Source organism: Haematospirillum sp. 15-248 (genome assembly GCF_012102665.1).
Taxonomy (GTDB): domain Bacteria; phylum Pseudomonadota; class Alphaproteobacteria; order Rhodospirillales; family Rhodospirillaceae; genus Haematospirillum.
In genome coordinates, this window is the sequence record NZ_JAAVTF010000006.1 from 1 (window position 1) to 19,708 (window position 19,708).

The following is a 19,708-nucleotide window of genomic DNA, read 5'->3' on the forward strand; positions in this document are numbered from 1 at the left end:
CGCGGTTCCGGAACCCGTCCTCACGGCGTGGCCGGAAACCATCTTCACGGCGTGGGCGGAATTCATCCCGTGCCGGGCGTTCGCTCCCTGCGGAACGGGGGCGGTCCTCGCGGTTCCGGAACCCGTCCTCACGGCGTGGCCGGAAACCATCTTCACGGCGTGGGCGGAATTCATCCCGTGCCGGGCGTTCGCTCCCTGAGGAACGGGGGCGGTCCTCGCGGTTGCGGAACGCGTCCTCACGGCGTGGCCGGAAACCATCTTCACGGCGTGGGCGGAATCCTTCCTCGCGGCGGGGGCGGAACTCGTCCCGTGCCGGGCGTTCACTTCCTGCGGAACGGGGGCGGTCCTCGCGGTTCCGGAACGCGTCCTCACGGCGTGGGCGGAAACCATCTTCACGGCGTGGGCGGTTTTCGTTGTTGTGGTCCCGATCCTTGTGGTGTGGGCGACGCGCACGGGACGGGGCCGTCTCTTCAGCCCTGAATGATGTGCGGCTTTTCTGCTCGTTTGGCATAGAGTCTACTTTGTTGGTTTTATGAAAATGTTTTCGGTGCCCGGGGCGTGTTGGTGCTACTTTTGCCTTTGCCCATCCGGTCCGGTCCATAACGGGTTTGCCCGTAGGCCCCGATTGAGTTGGGTCAAGGCTTGCCAGCTGTTCACGCAGAAGACGGGGAGGTACTTCCTCAATGCATCCACGTTCCATGCGGCCAAGATAGAAGTTTCCGTAGGCAACCCGGATCAAGCGATTGACGTGATAGCCAAGGTGCTGCATCACCCGCCTGATTTCGCGGTTCTTTCCTTCGGTCAGGGTTATCAGCAGCCATGAATTCGCGCCAACCCGGCGCTCTACATGCGCCTTGATCGGGCCATAGTGAATGCCCTCAACCGTGATGCCGTTTTCCAGATCGGCCAACCTGTTTTCATCAACCGCACCGTAAACTCGTACCCGGTAGCGACGGGGGATCCCTGTGCTCGGCTGTTCAAGCTTGCGTGCCAGTTCACCGTCATTGGTCAACAGCAAAATGCCTTCAGAGTTCAGGTCCAGCCGGCCTATACTGATGAGACGTGGCAGATTACCGGGCAGGTTCTCGAAAACAGTCGCGCGACCCTGTGGATCATGATGCGTGGTGACAAGGCCAGCAGGCTTGTAATAGCGCCAAAGACGCGGCACATCCGCCTTGGCAACAGGCACGCCATCAACGGTTACCCGGTCTGTTCCGGTAACCATAAAGGCAGGTGTATCCAATACCACACCATTGACGGCAACGCGTTGGTCTGCAATCCAGCGCTCTCCATCACGGCGTGAGCATACCCCGGCGCGGGCAAGAAACTTGCAAATCCTTTCTCCTTCGGGGCCTTGCCCTGTTTCATCGGAGTGGAGTTCCGCGCTGTCATCGTGATGGTCTGGAGTGTTGTCTTCGTTCCGCGACGAAGAATCCGCCGTGAAATCCAGTTCTTCCAGCGAGGTGTCAAGCTCGGGCAGCTCTTCCTTATTGTCGGGTTTGGGCATGTCGAGCGGGATGATGGTATCGGGTGTCATGGGAGGCGCGCCTCGTTGATAAAGGCGTCAAAGATTTTTTTGTCCGCCGGGCTGATGTGATACTCCGGGTGCCATTGCACACCGAGGCAAAAGGAATAGGAAGGGTGTTCAATGGCCTCGACTACGCCGTCGGGTGCTGTCGCGCTGACAACAACCCCCGGGCCAGGTGTTTTTGCAGCTTGGTGGTGTGCTGAGTTGACGGGAAATTCCTGCTCGCCCGTAATGCGATGGAGCAGTGTCCCCTCGCGTACATGGACGACATGTCCGGGTTCGGTACGCGGGTTGGGTTGCTCGTGGGCCAAGGGAGAGGGGATTTCGTCAGGTATATGCTGGATCAGTGTACCGCCCAGCAGAACGTGCAGAAGCTGCTGCCCGCCACAGATTCCCAGAACAGGCTTGTCTGCAGCAAGGGCTGCACGTGTTATGGAGGCTTCAAACAGGGTTCGGCCCGGCTTTAGCGTAACAGTTTCATGACGGTGGTCAGCACCGAATAGTGCAGGATCGATGTCAAAGGCGCCGCCGGCGATCAAGAGACCATCGATCATATTGATGTAGGCTTCTGTGCATGCCTCTTCATGAGGCAGCAGCAAGGGCACACCCCCGGCCTTGACCACGGATTCCACGTAATTCTTGCGCAAGGCATACCACGGCAACTTTGAGTAACCGCCCCCATCCTCGCTGTCCAGGGGAATTCCAATAACGGGTGCTTTCATGGGTCCCTTCTTACCGTCCCCGTATCAATCCGGCAATCATCCTGTAGAGAAGCAGAGCAAACTCTTGACGCCAAGTGTCTGTAACCAGACATTCAAGCCATGAAAAACGACGCTTCCCATATTCCGATGATGGCCGCTCTGGCCGAAGCCCATGCCGCTGCCAAGCGCGGGGAAGTGCCTGTTGGTGCGGTCGTCGTTTGCAAGGGCGAGATCATCGCCCGTGCATCCAACCGTACCGAGGAACAGTGTGATGCTACGGCTCATGCCGAGATTCTGGCCCTGAGGCAGGCTGCAAAGCATTGCAGAAGCACACGGCTCGATGATTGCGATCTGTATGTTACCCTTGAACCGTGTGCCTTGTGTGCGGCTGCTGTGTCTTTTTTTCGTATTCGACGCCTGTATTTCGGGGCCTATGACCCCAAAGGAGGTGCTGTCGAGCATGGCCCCAGACTGTATACCCAGCCAACGTGCCATCACAGGCCGGAAGTATACGGAGGATTGGCTGAAACGCAATGTGCTGATGTGCTGCGTGCCTTTTTTTGTTCCTTGCGCCAGACTTGATGCTGGTTATGGAAGCCGGGGTGTGTCCGGAGTCGGTTCATCCTCGTTGGAGTAGAGGCACATGTTATTTTTTTACAGGCAGTTACGGCACATTCTGGCGGTAGCCTTTGCCCTTGTGTCTGTTCTTTCGGTGTTTTTGTCTTCGGATGCAGAGGCCGGGTCTGGCGGGAAAAAGGCTTCAAAGCCACGTAGCGAGGCCAATGCGGTACCTGGAGACTATATCCAGCTGGATGTGATCTGGATTCCCGTTGTGGACGGTCAGAAGACCCTTTACCAAGGTCTTTTTGTCCGTCTTTTTGTTCCTCCCCCGCCAGAGCCTGTAGAGGGTGCGCTGCCGTCCAATGCCCGTTATCAGGCGTGTGTGAAGGCACCATGGGCTCGACAAGCTATCATCGCGGCTCTTAACGATATTCCTGCAAGCCGCAAGGAGTTTGCTGACGAAGCCAAGCTCAAGCGGCGGGTGGAGCAAGCTGTACAGACCATTTCCAAGGAGAAGGTCTATCGGTCGATAGAGATATCCACCAACGTGTTGGTACCGGATGCCGATGCGGCCATGTTATCCAATACGTGCAAGTAGTACTGTTATTTCAGAGCAGGGGTGCTCTTGCTGTGAAGAGGGCAACCGTACCATGTGTGCGAACGTGAACTGACCCGAAGTGCTTTTTCAGGGCTTCTTCCAGGTTCTCTGCCGTGTCGTTCCGGTTACCGAAAATCCCCTTCTTGTTGTAGACATTCATCAACGTGCGGCCAAAGCTGTTGTGGTTCGCCTGATCCCCCAGAATTGTTGCACCGTAGAGTATGCCGTCTGTGCTCAGTGCTGTTTTCAGGCAGTGAAAAGCGGCGGCCTTGTCCTCCATGGTTCCCGGAAGGCAATGCAAAAGGTAGAACAGCGAAATGGAGTCCCAGCTTTGCGCCGGGAGTTGAACCGATGGATTCAGGATATCAGCTTGGATTGATGTTGTGCCCGATCGCCCGATCCGGTCCGAGGCTGCGTTCAGGCTATCCGTGTTGAGATCGAGGAGGGTCAGTTTGGCATTGTCCCGGAATGTGGTGTTCGTAGGATAGAAGCCCGTTCCAACACCGACATCCAGGTGCCGGTTGCTTGCGTGCTCGGTGAAGAAGGGGAGCAGAACGGTCCGTGTTGGACACTGCCATGCCAGTGTATTTGATACCCCCAGCACCCAGAAATCATAAAGTTTCAAGATGAAGCGCGAGTATACGGCTGCCCCCGCTGTGGTATCGAGTGTTGTTGTCATCGTCTGTCCCCACCAAAAACAACGCGGCCACCCTTGACCGAGGGACAAGTTTTATCAGCCCTTTCTATTCAATTGAAGATAGATTTTTCCAGAATCACCTTCTTTTACTATGTTTGTATCCTTTGGCTTGCATGCAGGCATCAAGGATTTCTGTGTAGTGTTTCATGGCATTGCTCCGGTCTTGGATGTCCAGGGCATGTGTGGTGGAGCTTGCGCTGTCCACATAGCGTCTTCCCCCGCTTATCCCTTCGGCATAGCGTCGGCAGGACAGCCATTCTCGCTGTGTTTCCGTGTCGCTGGAGCCTGTTTTTGACCAAGGAGGGGGTGCTGCTGCGCAGGATGACAGGACTGTGCTGACACATATGACAGCTGGCAGGAACAAAGAGCGTATATGCATGGAGTCGTCTCGAGGAATTCTGGTCTTTACCGACCAAGCATACAGGCACGGCATGTGTCCGTCATGCGTCCTTTGCTTGTGACAGAGCCCTGTTCGGGTCTATACTGCGATGCACAAATTTGTTCGGTGTATTAGTACGTCCGTAACACCAAGGAGATCCTGCGATGAACAGTGTTGTTACGGGTTTTGCTGTTGATTCTCCCGTCCATTATTTTGAAGATATTATCAAGGGTGCCTACGCGTCCTTCAGCAAAACTGTGACCGAAGCGGATATGGTTCTGTTTGCAGGGATCAGCGGTGATACGAACCCGATTCATATCAATCAGGAATTTGCCGAAAGCACGGCCTTTGCCGGGCGAATTGTGCATGGCATGTTGTCTGCGGGTTTCATATCGACTGTTCTGGGGATGAAATTACCTGGTCCGGGGGCTGTTTATATGTCCCAGACCCTTAACTTCCGGGCACCCGTGCGCGTTGGGGATACTGTAACCGCCAGAGCCGAGGTTGTTGACCTGATACCGGAAAAAAGAGTGGTCGTGCTGCAAACAGTGTGTCTGGTCAAGGAGAAGGTTGTTCTGGATGGAGAAGCTAGGATGACCATGCCCTCCCGGCAACGACACGGCCGTTGATTGCTGTTGCTTTTCATTCATCCGGCCAGCGCCGGTGTACCCATAGCCATTGTTCCGGATTTTCGCGGATCCATCCCTCCACCATGGCATTGACATCCTTCATGATCTTTTCCACCCCATCATGATGGTCTGCACATGTTTCGGGCGAAAGGGGAGGAAGAATGTCGATGCGGAATCTGGCTCCGTTCAGGCGAATGACTCGTGCCGGTACAGCGGGTATAGCATACTTCAGGACAAACTGGGCCAGGGCCGGGGCTGTCATGGCTGTGCGCCCGAAAAAGGGGACAGGAATGCCGTCGTTCATTTTCTGGTCCACCAGCATGCCAACGTGTTCACCGCTTTTGAGAAGGGCAAGGCCCTGCTTGGCTCCGGATGCTCCCTTGGGCAGAAGGATCCCATTTCCCCGTCGCAAACGTGTGAATAACCGTCGCATCAGGGGGTTGTTGGGGGCACGGTAGAAAAGGTGTATGGGCAGCCCTTGATCCGCGGCGGACAAGGCAGCCAGCTCCCAGTTGGCAAGGTGGGCCGAAAAAAAGATACCGCCGATGCCATCTTCGGCCAAGGCTTGTATGTGTTCTGCGCCATTCAGCTGTATACGTCCGTTGGCCCGGTCCATGATGCGTTCCAGGTGCGGGAACTCTCCAACATTTCGCCCCAGGTTATCCCACATCCCTTTCAGGGTTCTCTGGATCCATGCTTCATCCTGTTCCGGGAATGCCTGCCGCAGGTTGCGGCTGGCAATGCGATGCGCACGCAGCCGCGGGCCTATGATACGCAGGACAAGGCCACCGAAACGGGATGCAGCGTCTATTGGAAGAACACGCATAAGACCCCAGTACAGGCAGGCAAGGGTAACCAGAAGAATATCTGTAACAGTTGGCTTTTCTCTCATCGGGTCAGGGGCTCCAGCAACGCACCCAAGGCTTCTCCATGATCGTTCCATTCTACATGCACGGACAGGACGGACAGTGCAGAACGCTGTAGGGGGTCAATGCGGACGGCATCTTTTGTGGTTGTGACCAGCTGACAGTGTTCAAGACGGGCATGTTCAAGCATCCTGCTGATCTTACTCCTGCTGTAAGGATGGTGATCGGCAAAGGAATAGGTCGCAACCAGTTCGGCCCCCAGCGTTGTAAGGGCATCAAAAAATTTCCCGGGACGCCCGATTCCGGCAAAGGCAATAACGCGCTGCCCGCTCCAAGTTTGGTCCTTGTTGTCCGGGACGAGGCGACCCCGCAAAACAGGAAGATGAGCCGGAGCCGTGTCTATAATGCCCGTGCGGTCTTCACCCAGAAGTACAATGCCATCAGCCCTTTTCCATGCTTGGCGCGGGATCTCCCGCAAGGGGCCGGCCGGTATCATCAGGTTATTGCCAAAGCCGTATTGTCCATCGATGACAACCAAGGACAATGTTTTAGTCAGGGAGGGGTTCTGTAAACCATCATCCATGACAATATACCGTGCACCCGCCTCGCAGGCCGCTTGTGCTCCGGCCGTGCGATCGCGTGCAACCCATGTCGGGGCTTTTTCAGCCAGAAGCAGGGCCTCGTCACCGGTTTCGTCACAGGTGTGGTGCTGTCGGTTGACCTGTACTGGCCCCTTGAGTTTCCCACCATAGCCGCGCAGCAGGGCATGCGCCCCGGGAAGACGTTCAAGAATATCCAGCGTTACCGGTGTTTTTCCGTTTCCCCCTGCGGTTATGTTGCCAACGCAGATAACCGGGACGGGTGCTGTCCAAGGGTGCATGGCGCGCTGCCTCATAAACGTCCCGAGGCCGTACAGCCACCCGAAGGGAGACAGGGCCAAGGCTGTCATATTGCGGTGCTGCCACCAAGAGGGGGTTTGCATCAGCTGGCCCCACTGTCGCACAACGGGAGCAGATAGGCCATAATCCGCTCCAGAATAGCAGCCTCTTGATGGCAAAAGCTTTGAGCAGACTGTATCAAGGTTTCGCGTATGCCGGGCTGCAGCAAAAGCTGCTGCACTGTTCTGGTCAGTTCTTCTGCATCGGGAACCTGTATCGCGGCACGATTCTGCAACATGCGGATGCTGATTTCAGCAAAGTTCTCCATGTTGGGTCCAAACACAACAGCGCTGCCAAGTCGGGCTGGTTCCAGTGGATTCTGTCCACCCGTTCCGAGCAGGGATTTGCCGATAAAGGAAACAGGGCACAGGCGATAGAAAAGCCCCAGTTCTCCCAAGGTGTCAGCCAACCAGACATCGCATGCCTGATCAGGAGCAGACCCGTGGGAGCGGAGGGCAACTTTCATCCCTCTGTCTGTTAGCTCCCTTGCAATATCTTCCCCGCGTTCGGGATGGCGGGGCACGATAATGGTCAGCAGGCCAGGCAGCTGTGCCGTCATGGCGCGGTGCACCTGCCCGGCCATCAGCTCTTCCCCGGGGTGGGTAGACGATGCCAGCCATACAGGGCGATTCTTTATGACGCTTCGAGCTGCCTCCAGTTTGTTGAGGTCGACCGGCAAAGGGGGTGATGCGTACTTGAGATTTCCCGGGCATACAGGATTCCGGGCTCCCAGTTCCTGCAGGCGTTGCGTGTCTTCCGGGCTTTGCCCCATGCACAGGGAGAAACCGGACAGCATATCCCGGATCAGGGCAGGGGCGAGCCGCCAGCGTTGGAAGGAGTGTTCCGACATGCGTCCGTTTACCAGAACGGAAGGAATGCCGCGCTCGCGGCATGCCTTCAGCAGGTTGGGCCACAGCTCGCTTTCAACCCACAAGGCAAGGTTTGGCTGCCAGTGATCCAGGAACCGTCCTACCCATCGGGGGTGATCCAGGGGGACAAACTGATGTATGACGCGCCCGGCTCCGATGTCATGGAGGCGAGAGGGGAGCAGGCGTGCCGATGTCCGTGTGCCGGTTGTCAGAACAGCTGACCAAGACGGACGGGCTGTCATCACGGACTGGAGCAGGGGCAGGACAGACAGGCTTTCCCCCACACTGGCCGCGTGGATCCACAGTACAGGTCCTGCAGGGCGCGGGCGGCTGGCAATCCCCCTGCGTTCCGGCAGGCGTTCAGGGTCCTCCTTGCCTTGCCGGGCCCGGTACTGAAGCCACAGGCGCAAGGCTGGTGCGCTGGTTGAGACAACGCTATGGTACAAAAAAGGTATCACGCCGATCGCCTTGTCTTGCTTGTCTCCCCGGGGTTGGCCGGGGGTGTTGGTTCGTGGCCCATGCGTGCATCGGCGTTAGCAGCCAAGGCAATCATCGCAGTCTCCAGCTTTTCGCGTTCTTGTTCCACCTGATCCGGGTCCAGGTCTGGTGCGATTGTGACGGGATCCCCCCATGCGATGATCCCCTTGCTGAAAGGCAGAGCAAGGCGGAATTTGTCCCAGCTTCCCAGGATCCGACGTTTCTTGCAGGAAAAGGCGCATGGGATGATGGGTACACCGCTCAGGCGGGCAATATCGATAATGCCCCGGCTGGCCCGCATCCTTGGTCCCCGGGGGCCATCTGGGGTCATGCCGATGCTGCTTCCTGTCTTGAGGACCTTCAGGATCTGCCGTACGGCAGATGCGCCGCTTTTGCCCGAGCTTCCGGCAATAGAGTGAAGGCCAAGGTAAGAGATCGTTTTCGCAATCAGCTGTCCGTCGCGGTGCCGCGAGATCAGCATGTACATAACGCGCCCTGTGCGCCATGCGTAAGGCATCATCAGCAGATGCCCATGCCAGAATGCCATGATGAAAGGCTTGTTCTCTGCCCACATGCGCTTGGGCTGTTCGTCATTGTCTATTGTCCACGATCCGGTATGCCAGACCAGCCGTATGTACAGGGATCCCAGCCAGCTGAAGAGGGAATGGACACGGTCGTGGCGCAGAATTTTTTTCAGCATGACGGTCCCGGTTCTGTTGTATCCCTGAACTGAAGGGCATACAGGGCGGCGTAGGCCCCGCCACGTTCCAGAAGATCCTGATGGGTACCATGCTCGATAACCCGACCTTCATCAATAACATGAATGATATCGGCTTGGGTTATGGTTGACAGGCGGTGCGCTATGACAACCGTTGTGCGTCCCTGCATCAGGGTTTGAAGAGCGTCCTGAACCTGACGTTCGCTTTCGGTATCAAGGGCGCTGGTAGCTTCATCCAGCAGAAGGACCGGTGCATTCTTCAGGATGGCCCGGGCAATCGCAATCCGTTGTCGTTGGCCCCCGGACAGGCTCATGCCACGTTCCCCGACCGGTGTTTCATACCCCATGGGCAGCGCAGAGATGAAGTCGTGCGCAGCGGCCAGGCGAGCTGCATTTTCAATTTCGGTATCATTGGCGTCCGGTTTACCGAAGGCAATGTTGGCCCGGATTGTATCATCGAACAGGACCACATCCTGACTGACCAAGGCGACGGATTGGCGGAGTGAGACGAGCGTTGCCTTCCGTACGTCCAGCCCGTCTATCAGGACGGCACCGGATGCAACATCATGGAAGCGTGGTATCAGGTTCAGGATGGTCGATTTTCCTGCCCCGGATGGCCCGACCAGCGCGACAGTCTTCCCCGGCGGGACAATCAGGTCCAGACCCGAAAGAACCGCTTTCTGACCGTTGTAGGAGAACGAGACATTCCGGAATTCAATCTGCCCACCATTTGTTTTCAGGGGAACAGCGTCCGCCTGTTCGGTAATGGCGGTACGGGTGTCCAGAATAGAGAACAGCCGTTCAGCCCCCGCCAGTCCTTCTTCCAGCGAAGCATTCAGCTTGGCCAGATTTTTCATGGGTTGGTAAGCCAGCATCAGGGCCGTGATGAAGCTGAAAAACTGACCAGCCGTTGTGGTGCCGTCCACAACCCGGCTGCCGCCATACAGTATCACAACAGTGATGGCAATTCCGCCCAGTGTTTCCATGACCGGACTGGACATAGCCCTGATTCGTGACGCCTTGAAAGCCAAGGAAAACAGATCTTCGGTCAGGGCACGAATTTTTGAGCATTCGTGTCCCTCAAGGCCATAGGACTTGACCATCCGGATTCCGTGGAAGGATTGCTCGAGAACGGTGTTGAAGGCCCCCATCTGATCCTGGGTGTTGATAGAGACCTTGCGCATGCGGCGCCCGATCCGGGCAATCGGCAAGATGGCAACCGGAAAGACAAAAAAGGCTACCGCAGCCAGAAGCCAGTCCTGCCAGAACATGACGGCTACCAGGCCTATGACGCTCAACATGTCTTTTCCCAAGCTGGTCAGGGCGTTGGAAACCGCATTGCGCATCTGGTTGATATCCACCAGGAAGCGCGATACCAGCCGCCCGGTTGTGTTGCGGGCGAAGAAGCCGGCATCCAGTGTCATCAGGTGGCCAAACAGCCGTTGCTGCAGGTCGGCAATGATACGCAGTCCAACCCGGGCCATGACAACAGACTGCCCGTACTCGGCTATCCCCTTGGTGGCAAACGTTGCCAGCACCATGCCGGCGACCGGCCACAGCAGGGCTGCATTCCGCAGCATGAACACTTCGTTGACAACCGGTTCCATCAGCTTGGCTACCGCTGCTGTCGCCGCTGCAGAAAGAGCCATGAAAAATGCCGCCAGAACAATCTGGCCGCGGTATTGTCCAACAGACTCCCGGTAAAGGCGTTTCATCAGGGCCATGGTCGGGGTTCTGTGGCGGGTCTCGGCGGTCACGCTTGGTTATCCTGTTGCTGCCATGATGCGGCGGGAAGCTATCATGTTGGCCTGTTTTGTCCAATCCCGCAGGCATGATGCAAGGCTTCCTCCGGGGCTATAGATCTGCTATCCACGCATGAACGTGTGCGCAGATCCACCATTGTCTGCCTCCCAACCCTGTTTTTCTGTGGAATGTCCTATGTCCAAGCCTCCTCTTGTGATTGCCCTGGCCGGACCACGTGGCTTCTGCGCCGGTGTTGACCGGGCGATCCAGATTGTCGAGCGGGCGCTGGAGAAATTCGGGGCTCCTGTTTATGTGCGTCATGAAATTGTCCATAATCGCTTTGTAGTTGAAAGTCTGAGGGCGCGTGGCGCTGTCTTTGTCGAGGATCTGGATCAGTGTCCGGACGACCGCCCGGTTATTTTCTCGGCGCACGGTGTCCCCAAGAGTGTCCCGGAGGCCGCAAAGGCCCGCAGGATGACCTGGGTAGATGCAACCTGTCCCCTGGTCAGCAAGGTTCATAACGGGGCCGAACGTCATGTGGCAGAGGGGCGTCAGGTCATCCTGATTGGTCACGCCGGCCATCCTGAAGTCATCGGTACCATGGGGCAGGTTCCCGACGGCCAGATGTTGCTCGTTGAAACGGTGGAGCAGGCCGAGGTTGTGCAGCCCCGAACGCCGGAGCATCTGGCCTATGTTACCCAGACGACCCTGTCGGTTGACGAAACCGCTGACATCATTGCCGTTCTGCGTCGTCGTTTTCCGCAGATTTCTGCGCCGCACAAAGAAGATATCTGTTACGCCACGACCAATCGCCAGGCCGCAGTCAAGGCGATGGTCCGTGGATGTGATGCCGTTATGGTGATCGGGGCGCCGAACTCGTCCAATTCACGCCGCCTGGTAGAAGTAGCCCGCAAGGCCGGCTGCGAGCATTCCCTGCTGGTGCAGTCTGCGGCAGAGGTTGACTGGGCCGCCTTGGCAGGCATGCGTCGTCTTGGGTTGACGGCTGGTGCTTCCGCCCCGGAAATTCTGGTTGAGACTGTTATCGAGGCGTGTCGGGAGCATTTTGATGTGACCCTGGAGCATGTGTCGGTGACCGAGGAAAACATCGTGTTCCGATTGCCCCGTATACTGGCAGCCGAATAGACGGAGAAATACAGAACAATGGCCGTTTATACCAAGGTCGGCGATTCCGAGCTGGCCGCGTTTGTCCGCTCTTATGATATCGGGGATGTCCAGTCTCTGGAGGGTATTGCAGAAGGGGTTGAGAATACCAATTTTCGTCTGGTGACCAGCGGCGGTACCTTTATCCTGACCTTGTACGAAAAAAGGGTTGATCCGGACCATTTACCCTTCTTTCTTGGCTTGATGCGGCATTTGGCTGCGCGTGGTGTTCCTTGCCCTGTGCCGGTGGATAACAGGCATGGTCAGGCGTTGGGTATGTTGTGTGGGCGTCCGGCTGCCCTTGTTACGTTCTTGCAGGGGCATTGGCCGCGACAGATCCTGCCTGTCCACATGGAACCGCTGGGCATGGCGTTGGCCACGATGCACCGCGGGGCTACCGATTTTGCCATGACCCGCCCCAATGATTTGTCCCTGCAGGGGTGGCATACCCTGTACAGGGCCTGTGCCGATCGCGCCCATGACATTGAGCCAGGCCTGGCTGATGAACTTGCCGCTGAGCTTGCTGTTCTTGATGATGTGTGGCCTTCCGGGCTTCCCTACGGGATCATTCACGCCGACCTGTTTCCTGATAATGTGTTTTTTCAGGATGGCCATCTTTCCGGGCTTATTGATTTCTACTTCGCCTGCAATGACATGTTGGCCTATGACATTGCTGTTTGCCTCAATGCCTGGTGTTTTGATGAGATGGCTGGTTTCAGTGCCGAACGTGCCCGTCTCCTCCTTTCTGGTTACCACAGTGTGCGTCCTTTACAGCCGGCAGAGCTTGACAGCCTGCCGTTGTTGGCCCGCGGTGCGGCACTGCGTTTTCTCCTGACCCGCCTTTATGACTGGTTGTACACAGATCCCGATGCTCTTGTGACCAGGAAAGACCCGCTTGAGTACCTGCGCAGGCTGCGTTTCCACCGTACGGCTGCCGGGATTTCCGCGTATGGATTGACGCCGGGAGAGCTGGTATGAGCCAGACACGGGATGATTCGGATCGCGTTGAAATTTTTACAGACGGGGCTTGTTCCGGGAATCCGGGCCCGGGTGGATGGGGGGCCATTTTGCGCTGGAAAGGGCACGAAAAAGAGATTTGCGGGGGGGAAAGCGAAACCACCAACAACAGGATGGAGCTGACCTCGGTAATCGAGGCTCTCAAGACCTTGCGGCGTCCGATGGTGGTAGATGTCTATACAGACAGCACATATGTCCAGAAGGGCATGACCGAATGGCTGCAGGGGTGGAAAAGGAAGCAATGGAAGACGGCTGACAACAAGCCAGTCAAAAATGCGGACCTGTGGCAGCTTCTTGATGTGCAGGCCAGCCGCCATGAGGTACGATGGCACTGGGTCAAGGGGCATGCCGGCCACCCGGATAACGAAAGGGCAGATTTCCTTGCCCGGTCCGGCATCCCGCAATCAACCCGCCAGGCTATGGATTGATTGCCCTTCAGTGGCGATGGCAACAGTTCCGGTTGTGGTGATGTACAGGGGAATGCCGTGTCGGACCAGAACAAGGACAAGAAGCTGAGACTGGGTGTCGGCGGGCCGGAAATGATCGTGCACGCCGAGGAAATTGGTAAGGTTGCAAAGAAGCTGGCGGAATCACGGGGCGTTGACAAGCTGGTTGCCGAAACCGAGCTGTTTGTCAAAGGCCAGGTCGCCCGTATGGAGATTACCTGCTCCAGCTGTGCCCGGCGTATGGTTCAGGATGCCTCTGCCGAGGCATTGAGGGCCGAGCCTATCGAGCGCCCCGCGTGGGACCGCCGTGCTGATTTTCTCCTGCGTTTGATTGTTGCCTTCTACCCACACGGTGTTTCCAACGAGGTCAAGGATCACTCCCTTGTTCTGCCCCGGCACTGTTTGGTGCGCCTGGGGGGGTTCTGGCGTGATGTTCTGGGGACTTTTCCCTATTCGGACCTGAATTCGGATGCCAGCCGCCTGATGACGCGCTTTCCCTCGGCCCGGGATAGCGAGCTGCGGTCGTTGATGTTTTCCCACCCGCCCTCGCGGCTTTTGCTGATGAAGCTTCTGACGCGCCTGTTGGCCATTTTCCAGGATGCTCCGGCCTTGCGTTCCCACTTCATTCCTGCTCTTGCGTATGACAAGTGGCCCAATATTTTCAAGCCGACGGAGAAGCATTTTTCGGCGATATGCTCGGGTTTGTTCGGTGACTTCATGCTGCAGCTCCAGAAGCCCCGGCAGGGAGATGATATGGAGCAATGGTTCGGGCGTGGGGCAACGGGGCGGCTTCTGGACTTGTTGGAAATGACGATCAGCCCCGGTGGCTGAGCTGTTTGTATTCCGTTCTTGCCGAGTCTGGTGGTGGTGCTATAACCATCGGCATCTTAGCCTTGGACAGGATACCTGCCATGTTTCCGGCCAACCCGTTGTTTGTTGCCTTGGATACGGTTGATCACACCCGTGCCGTGCGGCTGGCTTCTGCTGTAAAAGATCTGGCAGGAGGGATCAAGCTTGGTCTTGAGTATTATTCCGCCCATGGGCCCGATGGTGTGCGCTCTGTCCAGGAAGTATCGGGTGGTTTGTCGCTTTTCCTTGATCTCAAATTCCACGATATCCCCAATACGGTTGCCGGTGCTGTGCGTGCCGCGTGTCAGCTTTCTCCCTTTTGTATGACGCTGCATGCCGGGGGAGGGCGCGACATGATGCGCGCCGCAGCGGATGCCGTGCATGAGGAAGCGGGGCGGTGTGGCATTGTCAGGCCACGGCTGTTTGCTGTGACTGTCCTGACCAGTCTGAATGCTGCAGATCTGGCTGAAGTTGGTCTGCCGCGTGTGCCTACGGACCAAGTGCGGCACTTGGTCTCTTTGGCCCGTGATTGCCGTATGGACGGGGTTGTGTGCTCGGCGTACGAGGCTGAGCTTGTCCGTTCTGCCTGTGGGCCCGATTTCGCGATTGTCGTGCCGGGCATCCGGCCACTGTGGGCTGGCTCCGGTGATCAGAAGCGTGTTGCAACCCCGGCAGAAGCACGGGAAGCAGGCGCGGATTATCTTGTTGTCGGTCGTCCGGTAACCACGGCAGAAGATCCTTCACAGGCCGTTTATCGTATACTGGAGGAGCTGGCCGATCCAGCTTTCTCCCAGCAAGGAGATTATGTGTGAGCCAGCCGGTACTCATCAAGATTTGTGGCCTGACCGACGAGGATGCGGTTGAAACGGCAGCAGGGGCCGGTGCCGACTTCCTTGGCTTTGTCTTTTGTCCTGCCAGCCCCCGTGCTGTCAGCCCGGAACGTGCAGCCGAGCTTCTGGCCGGTGTACCAGCTGAGATCCGCGACGAAATTCGGATTGTTGGCTTGTTCGTTGATCCATCTGATGCGGACATTGATGCGGTGTACCGTCATGTCAGGCTGGATGTCATTCAGCTCCATGGAACCGAGAGTCCTGAGCGGGTCGAGGAACTCCGGCTGGAGTATGGTTCGGAAGTGATCAAGGCCATTGGTGTTGCCAGTGCTGCCGATCTGGAGGACGCAAGGCCTTATGACGGTATTGCTGACTGGTTGCTGTTTGATGCCCGTCCTCCGGAAGGAGCGTCTTGCCCAGGAGGAAATGGCCATGCATTTCCGTGGTCTGTAATGCGGGGGTGGTCCGGCCAGAGTCCCTGGCTTCTGGCTGGCGGACTGAATCCCGAAAACGTGGCAGCAGCAATGGCAGAAAGCGGTGCTGTTGGTGTCGATGTGTCTTCTGGCGTCGAGCGTGCGCTAGGGGTGAAAGACCCGGAGCGTATCGCCCGTTTTATTGTTGCGGCGCTTGATGCGGGTGAAGGAGAGTAGTCTCCCTCACCTTTTCAGGTATCCAGATCAGGCGGCCTGACGCTTCAGCTCGGCATCCAGTTTCTTGGCCCGCCGTGAGATGAAAGACCACATGATCTTGCCGACAGCCGCCCCGACCAATCCACCGGGTCTTATACCGGCTGCCTTCAAGACCATGTTGGAAGCGCGTTCTACATGCAACGGCCTGTAGAAACTGAAGGCCCGGGCACCATAGGCCAAGCTGGCCCGGGCACGGTCATAGGGTGTGTCGGCTGGCGCATTAGCGGCATGCCATGCAAAGGACAGCTCGTCATCCTCGCTTTCACGGATTCGTCCCATGGCGACCAGAAGGCGCCGCCATGTGGGGATTTGTTCTTTGTCCAGATAATCCTGCAGGGCAGTGTAAAACAGCTTGTAGTGACGGAACTCATCGCCGGCAATCCGGTGGCAGATGTACTGCAGGACAGGTTCTTCGGTTCCATCGCGCAGGGCGGAGTAGTAGGAGCTGGTACCCGTCTCTACGATGCAGCGTGCAATCAGCTCGCCTGTCAGTGACCCGCGTATGCTTTCTCCTGTTTCCAGATTGATCCGGTATCCATCCCGGAATCTCTGGAATGCAGATTTGTAGTCGAAAGTCTGGTCTGCACGTTCAGCCCAGAGTCCCAATGCATCACCGTGCTGTACCTCTTCTTCCTGCCATTCATCGGCCAGGGACTGGAAGGATGGGTCTGCATGGAACACGTTCTTCAGATATGTGGTGTAATCTGCGGCGTTTCGCTCGACCAAGGCGGCGGCCTTAACCAGCTTGGTCACTTCGGGATCAACCTTGGAGGGGTCAAACTGGCTCCAGGGAATATCGTCCAATTTCCATGTCTTCATTGTGCTGTTTGTATCTCCATTTACACCGACAGCAACTGTTTCCACGTAAAAAGAAAAGGGAACCAGTTACCCGCGCATCACCCAAGATCTTATACCTTTTGTAGTGATAGCCATGAAAAATACAAGGATATGTGTTCGGAAAAGGTTGCGTTTGCTCTCCTGGGGGGAGGCTTGTAGAGGATGATTTTCATCTCTGGATTGTTGATTCTGCAGCGGGGATATCATCGTTTTGTGACTGTCTATCCGCCCGGGCATTGCGTGCATGTGTCGGGTCGGGAATAATTCACGGGGTAATGGCCAGGGTTATCGGGAAGCATGAATACGTCCAGTCAGAACAGGGCTCCTGAGAATGACACCCCTCCCGAGGAATGGCAGGCGAAGGTCGCTGGCGCCAATATCAGCCAGCAGACCCTTCTGGCGACAGATTATCTCAATCATTTCAATGAAATAGTCATGCTGATGGATATCTTGGCAGATATGCCGGAGCTTTTGGAAGAATGCCTGCAGTGGACGCCAAAGAGTTATCAGGAACACTTTCGCGACAGTAGCTTCTCGGATAAAGAACTGGCAATTGAGGCGTATAATCATGTGCCCGCCCGTTACAAGCGGCCGTTCGAGGATACCATTGCCCAGATGGATTCGATTGTTCAGCAATCGTTGGAGCGTGTTGCCGAGGCGGTCAAACTGCAGGACCAAGAGATCGTAAGGGCGAGGGCAAAGGCAGGCTCAACGGCATTGCAGCGCCTGATTGACGTTGCCAGCTCCATCATTCACGGTAGGGACGCCGCGATGGATCAATCACAGATTGATGAAATCTTTCGTCACCTCTGAGAAATACTGATAGCAGGCCCTTTTCAGGGAATCCGTTTTGCCAATGGCTCATTGGGCATCAGCTCTGCATCCCACGGAAACAGGAGCCACATGTCTTGGGGAACGGCCACAGCGTATGTATCAACGCAAGGTTCTCCATGGGGTTTTGCATAGACGGTTGCCATGTAGCCCTGCGGCAGGATCGCTTTGGCCTTGCGAGCTGTAACGCCTGAATCAACCAAGTCATCGATAATCAGCCATCCTTCACCGTCCCCGACCACATCTTTCTGAACGGTCTTTGCTACTCTGACTTCCCCTTGGACGCGATCATCATAGGAAATGATGGACAGGCAGTCGATTAATCTCAGGTCAAGCTCGCGGGCAATGATGGAAGAGGGAATAAGTCCCCCCCTGGTTATAGCCACGATGCCCTTCCAGTCTTTGCGACCCATCAGTTTGTGCGCCAGAAGGCGCGTATCACGGTGGAACAGCTCCCACGCGATGGGCAAGTAGCGGTTTGCTGAATAGTCCTGCATGGCGCACGCTTCCACGAATCCAATTTCTCAAAGGTTTATCCCGACGTATGGGCATAGCTCCACCCAAGGTACAGGGCGGTTTTTGTATCCCATGATTTTCTGTCTGCGTCACATGTAAATTTTCTTGCCATACGTGGTTCTTTGTTACCGTATTCTTGATGAAATATTATTGTTGGACATACGTAGTTTCTATGTTCTCATCATCCGTTGAGACTGTCTTCGTTACCCTTTTCCGGGTTCCTGTGTCCGATGAAGGCAGGCTTGGCTTGCGGGTATACGTCCGGAGCGGATTCTGCTTGGGGGCACAGCTAGCATGTTCACTGTTGGATGAATGAAAAGATGGCTGCGGAATCGCCAACAAATTTGAGTGTATGTGATCTTTATACCATTGGTGTCGGTCCCTCCAGCTCACATACGGTTGGGCCAATGCGGGCAGGATACCGTTTTGTGCAGTCTCTGATACAGCAAAATATTCTGGATGCCGTTGCGTCGGTAACAGCCGAGCTTTACGGATCATTGGCCCTGACCGGCAAGGGGCATGCAACCGATACGGCTGTTTTGGTCGGGTTATCCGGAGAACAGCCGGAAACTGTTGATCCGGATGCGATCCCGATGATTGTTGCCGGGATTGAGCGTGAAGGAACGCTTCGTTTGGGAGGAAAGCGGACAATACCTTTTGCGGTATCCAAAGACCTTGTCTGGCGGTTTGATGATGTTCTTCCGGGTCATCCCAACGGGCTGCGCTTTACAGTCCGCAATGCCGGTGGCGAGGTTTTGTGTACGCGCGACTATTACTCGGTCGGAGGCGGCTTTGTTGTGACCGAGGGAGAGAGCGAGGCTGCCCTTACCCCGGGGCGCAATGTCTTTCAGCCTTACCCCTATAACTCGGCTGCAGAACTGGTTGCGATCTGTAACAGGGACAGCCTTTCAGTTGCCCAGGTTATGATGGCCAACGAGCAAGTCTGGCGCCCCGAAAGCGAGACCCATGCTTTCCTGGATCGTGTCCGTGATGCCATGATGCAGTGTATTGACCGGGGGATTTCACAGACAGGTATTTTGCCGGGGGGGCTGAAGGTCCGTCGCCGTGCCAATGATTTGTTTCGTGAGCTGACCGGAAGGCCCGAGGCCGCCATGAAGGATCCTCTGACAGTCCTTGACTGGGTCAATCTCTATGCCTTGGCGGTCAACGAGGAAAACGCAGCTGGCAGCCGTGTTGTCACGGCGCCAACCAATGGCGCTTCAGGCGTTATACCAGCTGTGCTGGCATACTATGAACGGTTCTGCCCGGGGGCAACCCGGGATGGCAGCCGGACATTCCTGATGACAGCGGCTGCGATTGGTGCCTTGTACAAGACACGTGCCTCAATTTCTGCGGCCGAGGTTGGCTGTCAGGGAGAAGTCGGCGTGGCTTGCTCGATGGCAGCAGGGGCGTTGACGGCTGTTCTGGGCGGGACGCCGGATCAGGTTGAGAACGCAGCCGAGATTGGCATGGAGCACAATCTTGGCTTGACATGTGATCCTGTGGGGGGCTTGGTGCAGGTTCCCTGTATCGAGCGCAACACGATGGGGGCCGTCAAGGCAATCAACGCTGCGCGTCTGGCATTGCGCGGCGATGGCCAGCACTTGGTGTCACTGGACAAGGTCATCGAGACCATGCGCCAGACCGGCCTTGATATGCAGAGCAAGTATAAGGAAACCTCGCAGGGCGGGCTGGCTGTCAATGTGGTTGCGTGTTAGTCCCGTGCCTTGAGACACTCTTTATGAATTCGGTATGAGCCCGCAAGACTTCCATATGGTGGTTCTGCGGGCTTTTACTGGCGTCTAATGACACAGCGAATCCAGTTCCT

The 19,708-nt window shown here is 56.5% G+C and carries 21 protein-coding genes; 11 read left to right on the forward strand and 10 right to left on the reverse strand.

Annotation, left to right across the window (positions count from 1 at the left end):
• A partial coding sequence (locus tag HEQ72_RS11730; protein WP_322099488.1) for a pseudouridine synthase occupies positions 1-1,537 on the reverse strand: 1,537 nt, incomplete at its 3' end.
• On the reverse strand, positions 1,534-2,250 hold the full coding sequence (locus HEQ72_RS06620; RefSeq protein WP_168019425.1) for a gamma-glutamyl-gamma-aminobutyrate hydrolase family protein: 717 nt from the start codon (positions 2,248-2,250) through the stop codon (positions 1,534-1,536). The genes HEQ72_RS11730 and HEQ72_RS06620, both read right to left, overlap by 4 nt.
• A gap of 99 nt (positions 2,251-2,349) precedes the next feature.
• Between HEQ72_RS06620 and HEQ72_RS06625 the strand changes: the two genes are divergently transcribed.
• Together HEQ72_RS06625 and HEQ72_RS06630 are read left to right on the forward strand one after the other, a co-directional pair.
• Positions 2,350-2,811 (forward strand): nucleoside deaminase, encoded by a 462-nt coding sequence (locus HEQ72_RS06625; RefSeq protein ID WP_245184227.1) that lies wholly within the window; start codon positions 2,350-2,352, stop codon positions 2,809-2,811.
• 61 nt (positions 2,812-2,872) lie between these two features.
• Positions 2,873-3,388 (forward strand): hypothetical protein, encoded by a 516-nt coding sequence (locus HEQ72_RS06630; RefSeq protein WP_168019423.1) that lies wholly within the window; start codon positions 2,873-2,875, stop codon positions 3,386-3,388.
• A 10-nt stretch (positions 3,389-3,398) separates the two neighbouring features.
• Here the strand turns inward: HEQ72_RS06630 and HEQ72_RS06635 are convergent, their stop codons facing one another.
• The gene (locus HEQ72_RS06635) at positions 3,399-4,067 is read right to left on the reverse strand and encodes a methyltransferase domain-containing protein (protein ID WP_168019421.1); all 669 of its coding nucleotides are present in this window, start codon (positions 4,065-4,067) and stop codon (positions 3,399-3,401) included.
• A gap of 561 nt (positions 4,068-4,628) precedes the next feature.
• On the opposite strand from HEQ72_RS06635, the gene HEQ72_RS06640 reads away from it, so the two are divergent.
• Positions 4,629-5,093: a MaoC family dehydratase gene (locus HEQ72_RS06640; RefSeq protein WP_168022925.1), complete on the forward strand. Its 465-nt coding sequence runs from the start codon at positions 4,629-4,631 to the stop codon at positions 5,091-5,093.
• Between the two features lie 13 nt (positions 5,094-5,106).
• On the opposite strand, the gene HEQ72_RS06645 is transcribed toward HEQ72_RS06640, so the two are convergent.
• Genes HEQ72_RS06645 through msbA form a run of 5 tightly spaced genes read right to left on the reverse strand, consistent with a single transcriptional unit; the run spans position 5,107 to position 10,718 of the window.
• A complete protein-coding gene (locus HEQ72_RS06645) occupies positions 5,107-5,985 on the reverse strand; it encodes a lipid A biosynthesis lauroyl acyltransferase (RefSeq protein WP_168019419.1) in 879 nt (292 codons plus the stop codon).
• Positions 5,982-6,941 (reverse strand): tetraacyldisaccharide 4'-kinase, encoded by a 960-nt coding sequence (gene lpxK / locus HEQ72_RS06650; protein ID WP_168019418.1) that lies wholly within the window; start codon positions 6,939-6,941, stop codon positions 5,982-5,984. Before lpxK ends, HEQ72_RS06645 begins: the two co-directional genes overlap by 4 nt.
• A complete protein-coding gene (locus HEQ72_RS06655) occupies positions 6,941-8,224 on the reverse strand; it encodes a 3-deoxy-D-manno-octulosonic acid transferase (RefSeq protein WP_168022926.1) in 1,284 nt (427 codons plus the stop codon). Before HEQ72_RS06655 ends, lpxK begins: the two co-directional genes overlap by 1 nt.
• Entirely contained in the window at positions 8,221-8,943 is a 723-nt protein-coding gene (locus HEQ72_RS06660; RefSeq protein ID WP_168019416.1) for a lysophospholipid acyltransferase family protein, read from the reverse strand. The genes HEQ72_RS06655 and HEQ72_RS06660 overlap by 4 nt, the downstream gene beginning before the upstream one ends.
• Entirely contained in the window at positions 8,937-10,718 is a 1,782-nt protein-coding gene (msbA, locus tag HEQ72_RS06665) for a lipid A export permease/ATP-binding protein MsbA (protein WP_322099489.1), read from the reverse strand. Before msbA ends, HEQ72_RS06660 begins: the two co-directional genes overlap by 7 nt.
• Before the next feature lie 181 nt (positions 10,719-10,899).
• On the opposite strand from msbA, the gene ispH reads away from it, so the two are divergent.
• The 6 genes from ispH to HEQ72_RS06695 are packed head-to-tail and all read left to right on the forward strand — an operon-like array spanning position 10,900 to position 15,657.
• The gene (ispH, locus tag HEQ72_RS06670; protein WP_168022927.1) at positions 10,900-11,847 is read left to right on the forward strand and encodes a 4-hydroxy-3-methylbut-2-enyl diphosphate reductase; all 948 of its coding nucleotides are present in this window, start codon (positions 10,900-10,902) and stop codon (positions 11,845-11,847) included.
• A gap of 18 nt (positions 11,848-11,865) precedes the next feature.
• Positions 11,866-12,843, forward strand: a complete 978-nt coding sequence (locus HEQ72_RS06675) for a homoserine kinase (RefSeq protein WP_168022928.1) — start codon at positions 11,866-11,868, stop codon at positions 12,841-12,843.
• Positions 12,840-13,310 (forward strand): ribonuclease HI, encoded by a 471-nt coding sequence (gene rnhA / locus HEQ72_RS06680; protein ID WP_168019412.1) that lies wholly within the window; start codon positions 12,840-12,842, stop codon positions 13,308-13,310. The genes HEQ72_RS06675 and rnhA overlap by 4 nt, the downstream gene beginning before the upstream one ends.
• A gap of 57 nt (positions 13,311-13,367) precedes the next feature.
• Positions 13,368-14,159, forward strand: a complete 792-nt coding sequence (locus HEQ72_RS06685) for a hypothetical protein (protein ID WP_168019410.1) — start codon at positions 13,368-13,370, stop codon at positions 14,157-14,159.
• Between the two features lie 5 nt (positions 14,160-14,164).
• Positions 14,165-14,989: an orotidine-5'-phosphate decarboxylase gene (gene pyrF, locus HEQ72_RS06690; RefSeq protein WP_322099490.1), complete on the forward strand. Its 825-nt coding sequence runs from the start codon at positions 14,165-14,167 to the stop codon at positions 14,987-14,989.
• Entirely contained in the window at positions 14,986-15,657 is a 672-nt protein-coding gene (locus tag HEQ72_RS06695) for a phosphoribosylanthranilate isomerase (protein WP_168019408.1), read from the forward strand. Before pyrF ends, HEQ72_RS06695 begins: the two co-directional genes overlap by 4 nt.
• A gap of 27 nt (positions 15,658-15,684) precedes the next feature.
• On the opposite strand, the gene HEQ72_RS06700 is transcribed toward HEQ72_RS06695, so the two are convergent.
• Positions 15,685-16,515, reverse strand: coding sequence for a ferritin-like domain-containing protein (locus tag HEQ72_RS06700; RefSeq protein ID WP_168022929.1), 831 nt, complete (start codon positions 16,513-16,515; stop codon positions 15,685-15,687).
• A gap of 315 nt (positions 16,516-16,830) precedes the next feature.
• On the opposite strand from HEQ72_RS06700, the gene HEQ72_RS06705 reads away from it, so the two are divergent.
• Positions 16,831-17,346 (forward strand): hypothetical protein, encoded by a 516-nt coding sequence (locus tag HEQ72_RS06705; protein WP_168019406.1) that lies wholly within the window; start codon positions 16,831-16,833, stop codon positions 17,344-17,346.
• 23 nt (positions 17,347-17,369) lie between these two features.
• On the opposite strand, the gene gpt is transcribed toward HEQ72_RS06705, so the two are convergent.
• A complete protein-coding gene (gpt, locus tag HEQ72_RS06710; RefSeq protein WP_168022930.1) occupies positions 17,370-17,861 on the reverse strand; it encodes a xanthine phosphoribosyltransferase in 492 nt (163 codons plus the stop codon).
• A gap of 339 nt (positions 17,862-18,200) precedes the next feature.
• Between gpt and HEQ72_RS06715 the strand changes: the two genes are divergently transcribed.
• On the forward strand, positions 18,201-19,598 hold the full coding sequence (locus HEQ72_RS06715) for an L-serine ammonia-lyase (RefSeq protein WP_168022976.1): 1,398 nt from the start codon (positions 18,201-18,203) through the stop codon (positions 19,596-19,598).
• Positions 19,599-19,708 lie beyond the last annotated feature (110 nt).

What these genes read in the sequence shown, in the direction of transcription:
- HEQ72_RS06620 (WP_168019425.1), bottom strand. Translation starts at nt 2,250, where the DNA reads ATGAAAGCACCCGTTATTGGAATTCCCCTGGACAGCGAGGATGGGGGC.
- HEQ72_RS06625 (WP_245184227.1), top strand. Translation starts at nt 2,350, where the DNA reads ATGAAAAACGACGCTTCCCATATTCCGATGATGGCCGCTCTGGCCGAA.
- HEQ72_RS06630 (WP_168019423.1), top strand. Translation starts at nt 2,873, where the DNA reads ATGTTATTTTTTTACAGGCAGTTACGGCACATTCTGGCGGTAGCCTTT.
- HEQ72_RS06635 (WP_168019421.1), bottom strand. Translation starts at nt 4,067, where the DNA reads ATGACAACAACACTCGATACCACAGCGGGGGCAGCCGTATACTCGCGC.
- HEQ72_RS06640 (WP_168022925.1), top strand. Translation starts at nt 4,629, where the DNA reads ATGAACAGTGTTGTTACGGGTTTTGCTGTTGATTCTCCCGTCCATTAT.
- HEQ72_RS06645 (WP_168019419.1), bottom strand. Translation starts at nt 5,985, where the DNA reads ATGAGAGAAAAGCCAACTGTTACAGATATTCTTCTGGTTACCCTTGCC.
- lpxK (WP_168019418.1), bottom strand. Translation starts at nt 6,941, where the DNA reads ATGCAAACCCCCTCTTGGTGGCAGCACCGCAATATGACAGCCTTGGCC.
- HEQ72_RS06660 (WP_168019416.1), bottom strand. Translation starts at nt 8,943, where the DNA reads ATGCTGAAAAAAATTCTGCGCCACGACCGTGTCCATTCCCTCTTCAGC.
- ispH (WP_168022927.1), top strand. Translation starts at nt 10,900, where the DNA reads ATGTCCAAGCCTCCTCTTGTGATTGCCCTGGCCGGACCACGTGGCTTC.
- HEQ72_RS06675 (WP_168022928.1), top strand. Translation starts at nt 11,866, where the DNA reads ATGGCCGTTTATACCAAGGTCGGCGATTCCGAGCTGGCCGCGTTTGTC.
- rnhA (WP_168019412.1), top strand. Translation starts at nt 12,840, where the DNA reads ATGAGCCAGACACGGGATGATTCGGATCGCGTTGAAATTTTTACAGAC.
- HEQ72_RS06700 (WP_168022929.1), bottom strand. Translation starts at nt 16,515, where the DNA reads ATGAAGACATGGAAATTGGACGATATTCCCTGGAGCCAGTTTGACCCC.
- HEQ72_RS06705 (WP_168019406.1), top strand. Translation starts at nt 16,831, where the DNA reads ATGAATACGTCCAGTCAGAACAGGGCTCCTGAGAATGACACCCCTCCC.
- gpt (WP_168022930.1), bottom strand. Translation starts at nt 17,861, where the DNA reads ATGCAGGACTATTCAGCAAACCGCTACTTGCCCATCGCGTGGGAGCTG.
- HEQ72_RS06715 (WP_168022976.1), top strand. Translation starts at nt 18,201, where the DNA reads ATGGCTGCGGAATCGCCAACAAATTTGAGTGTATGTGATCTTTATACC.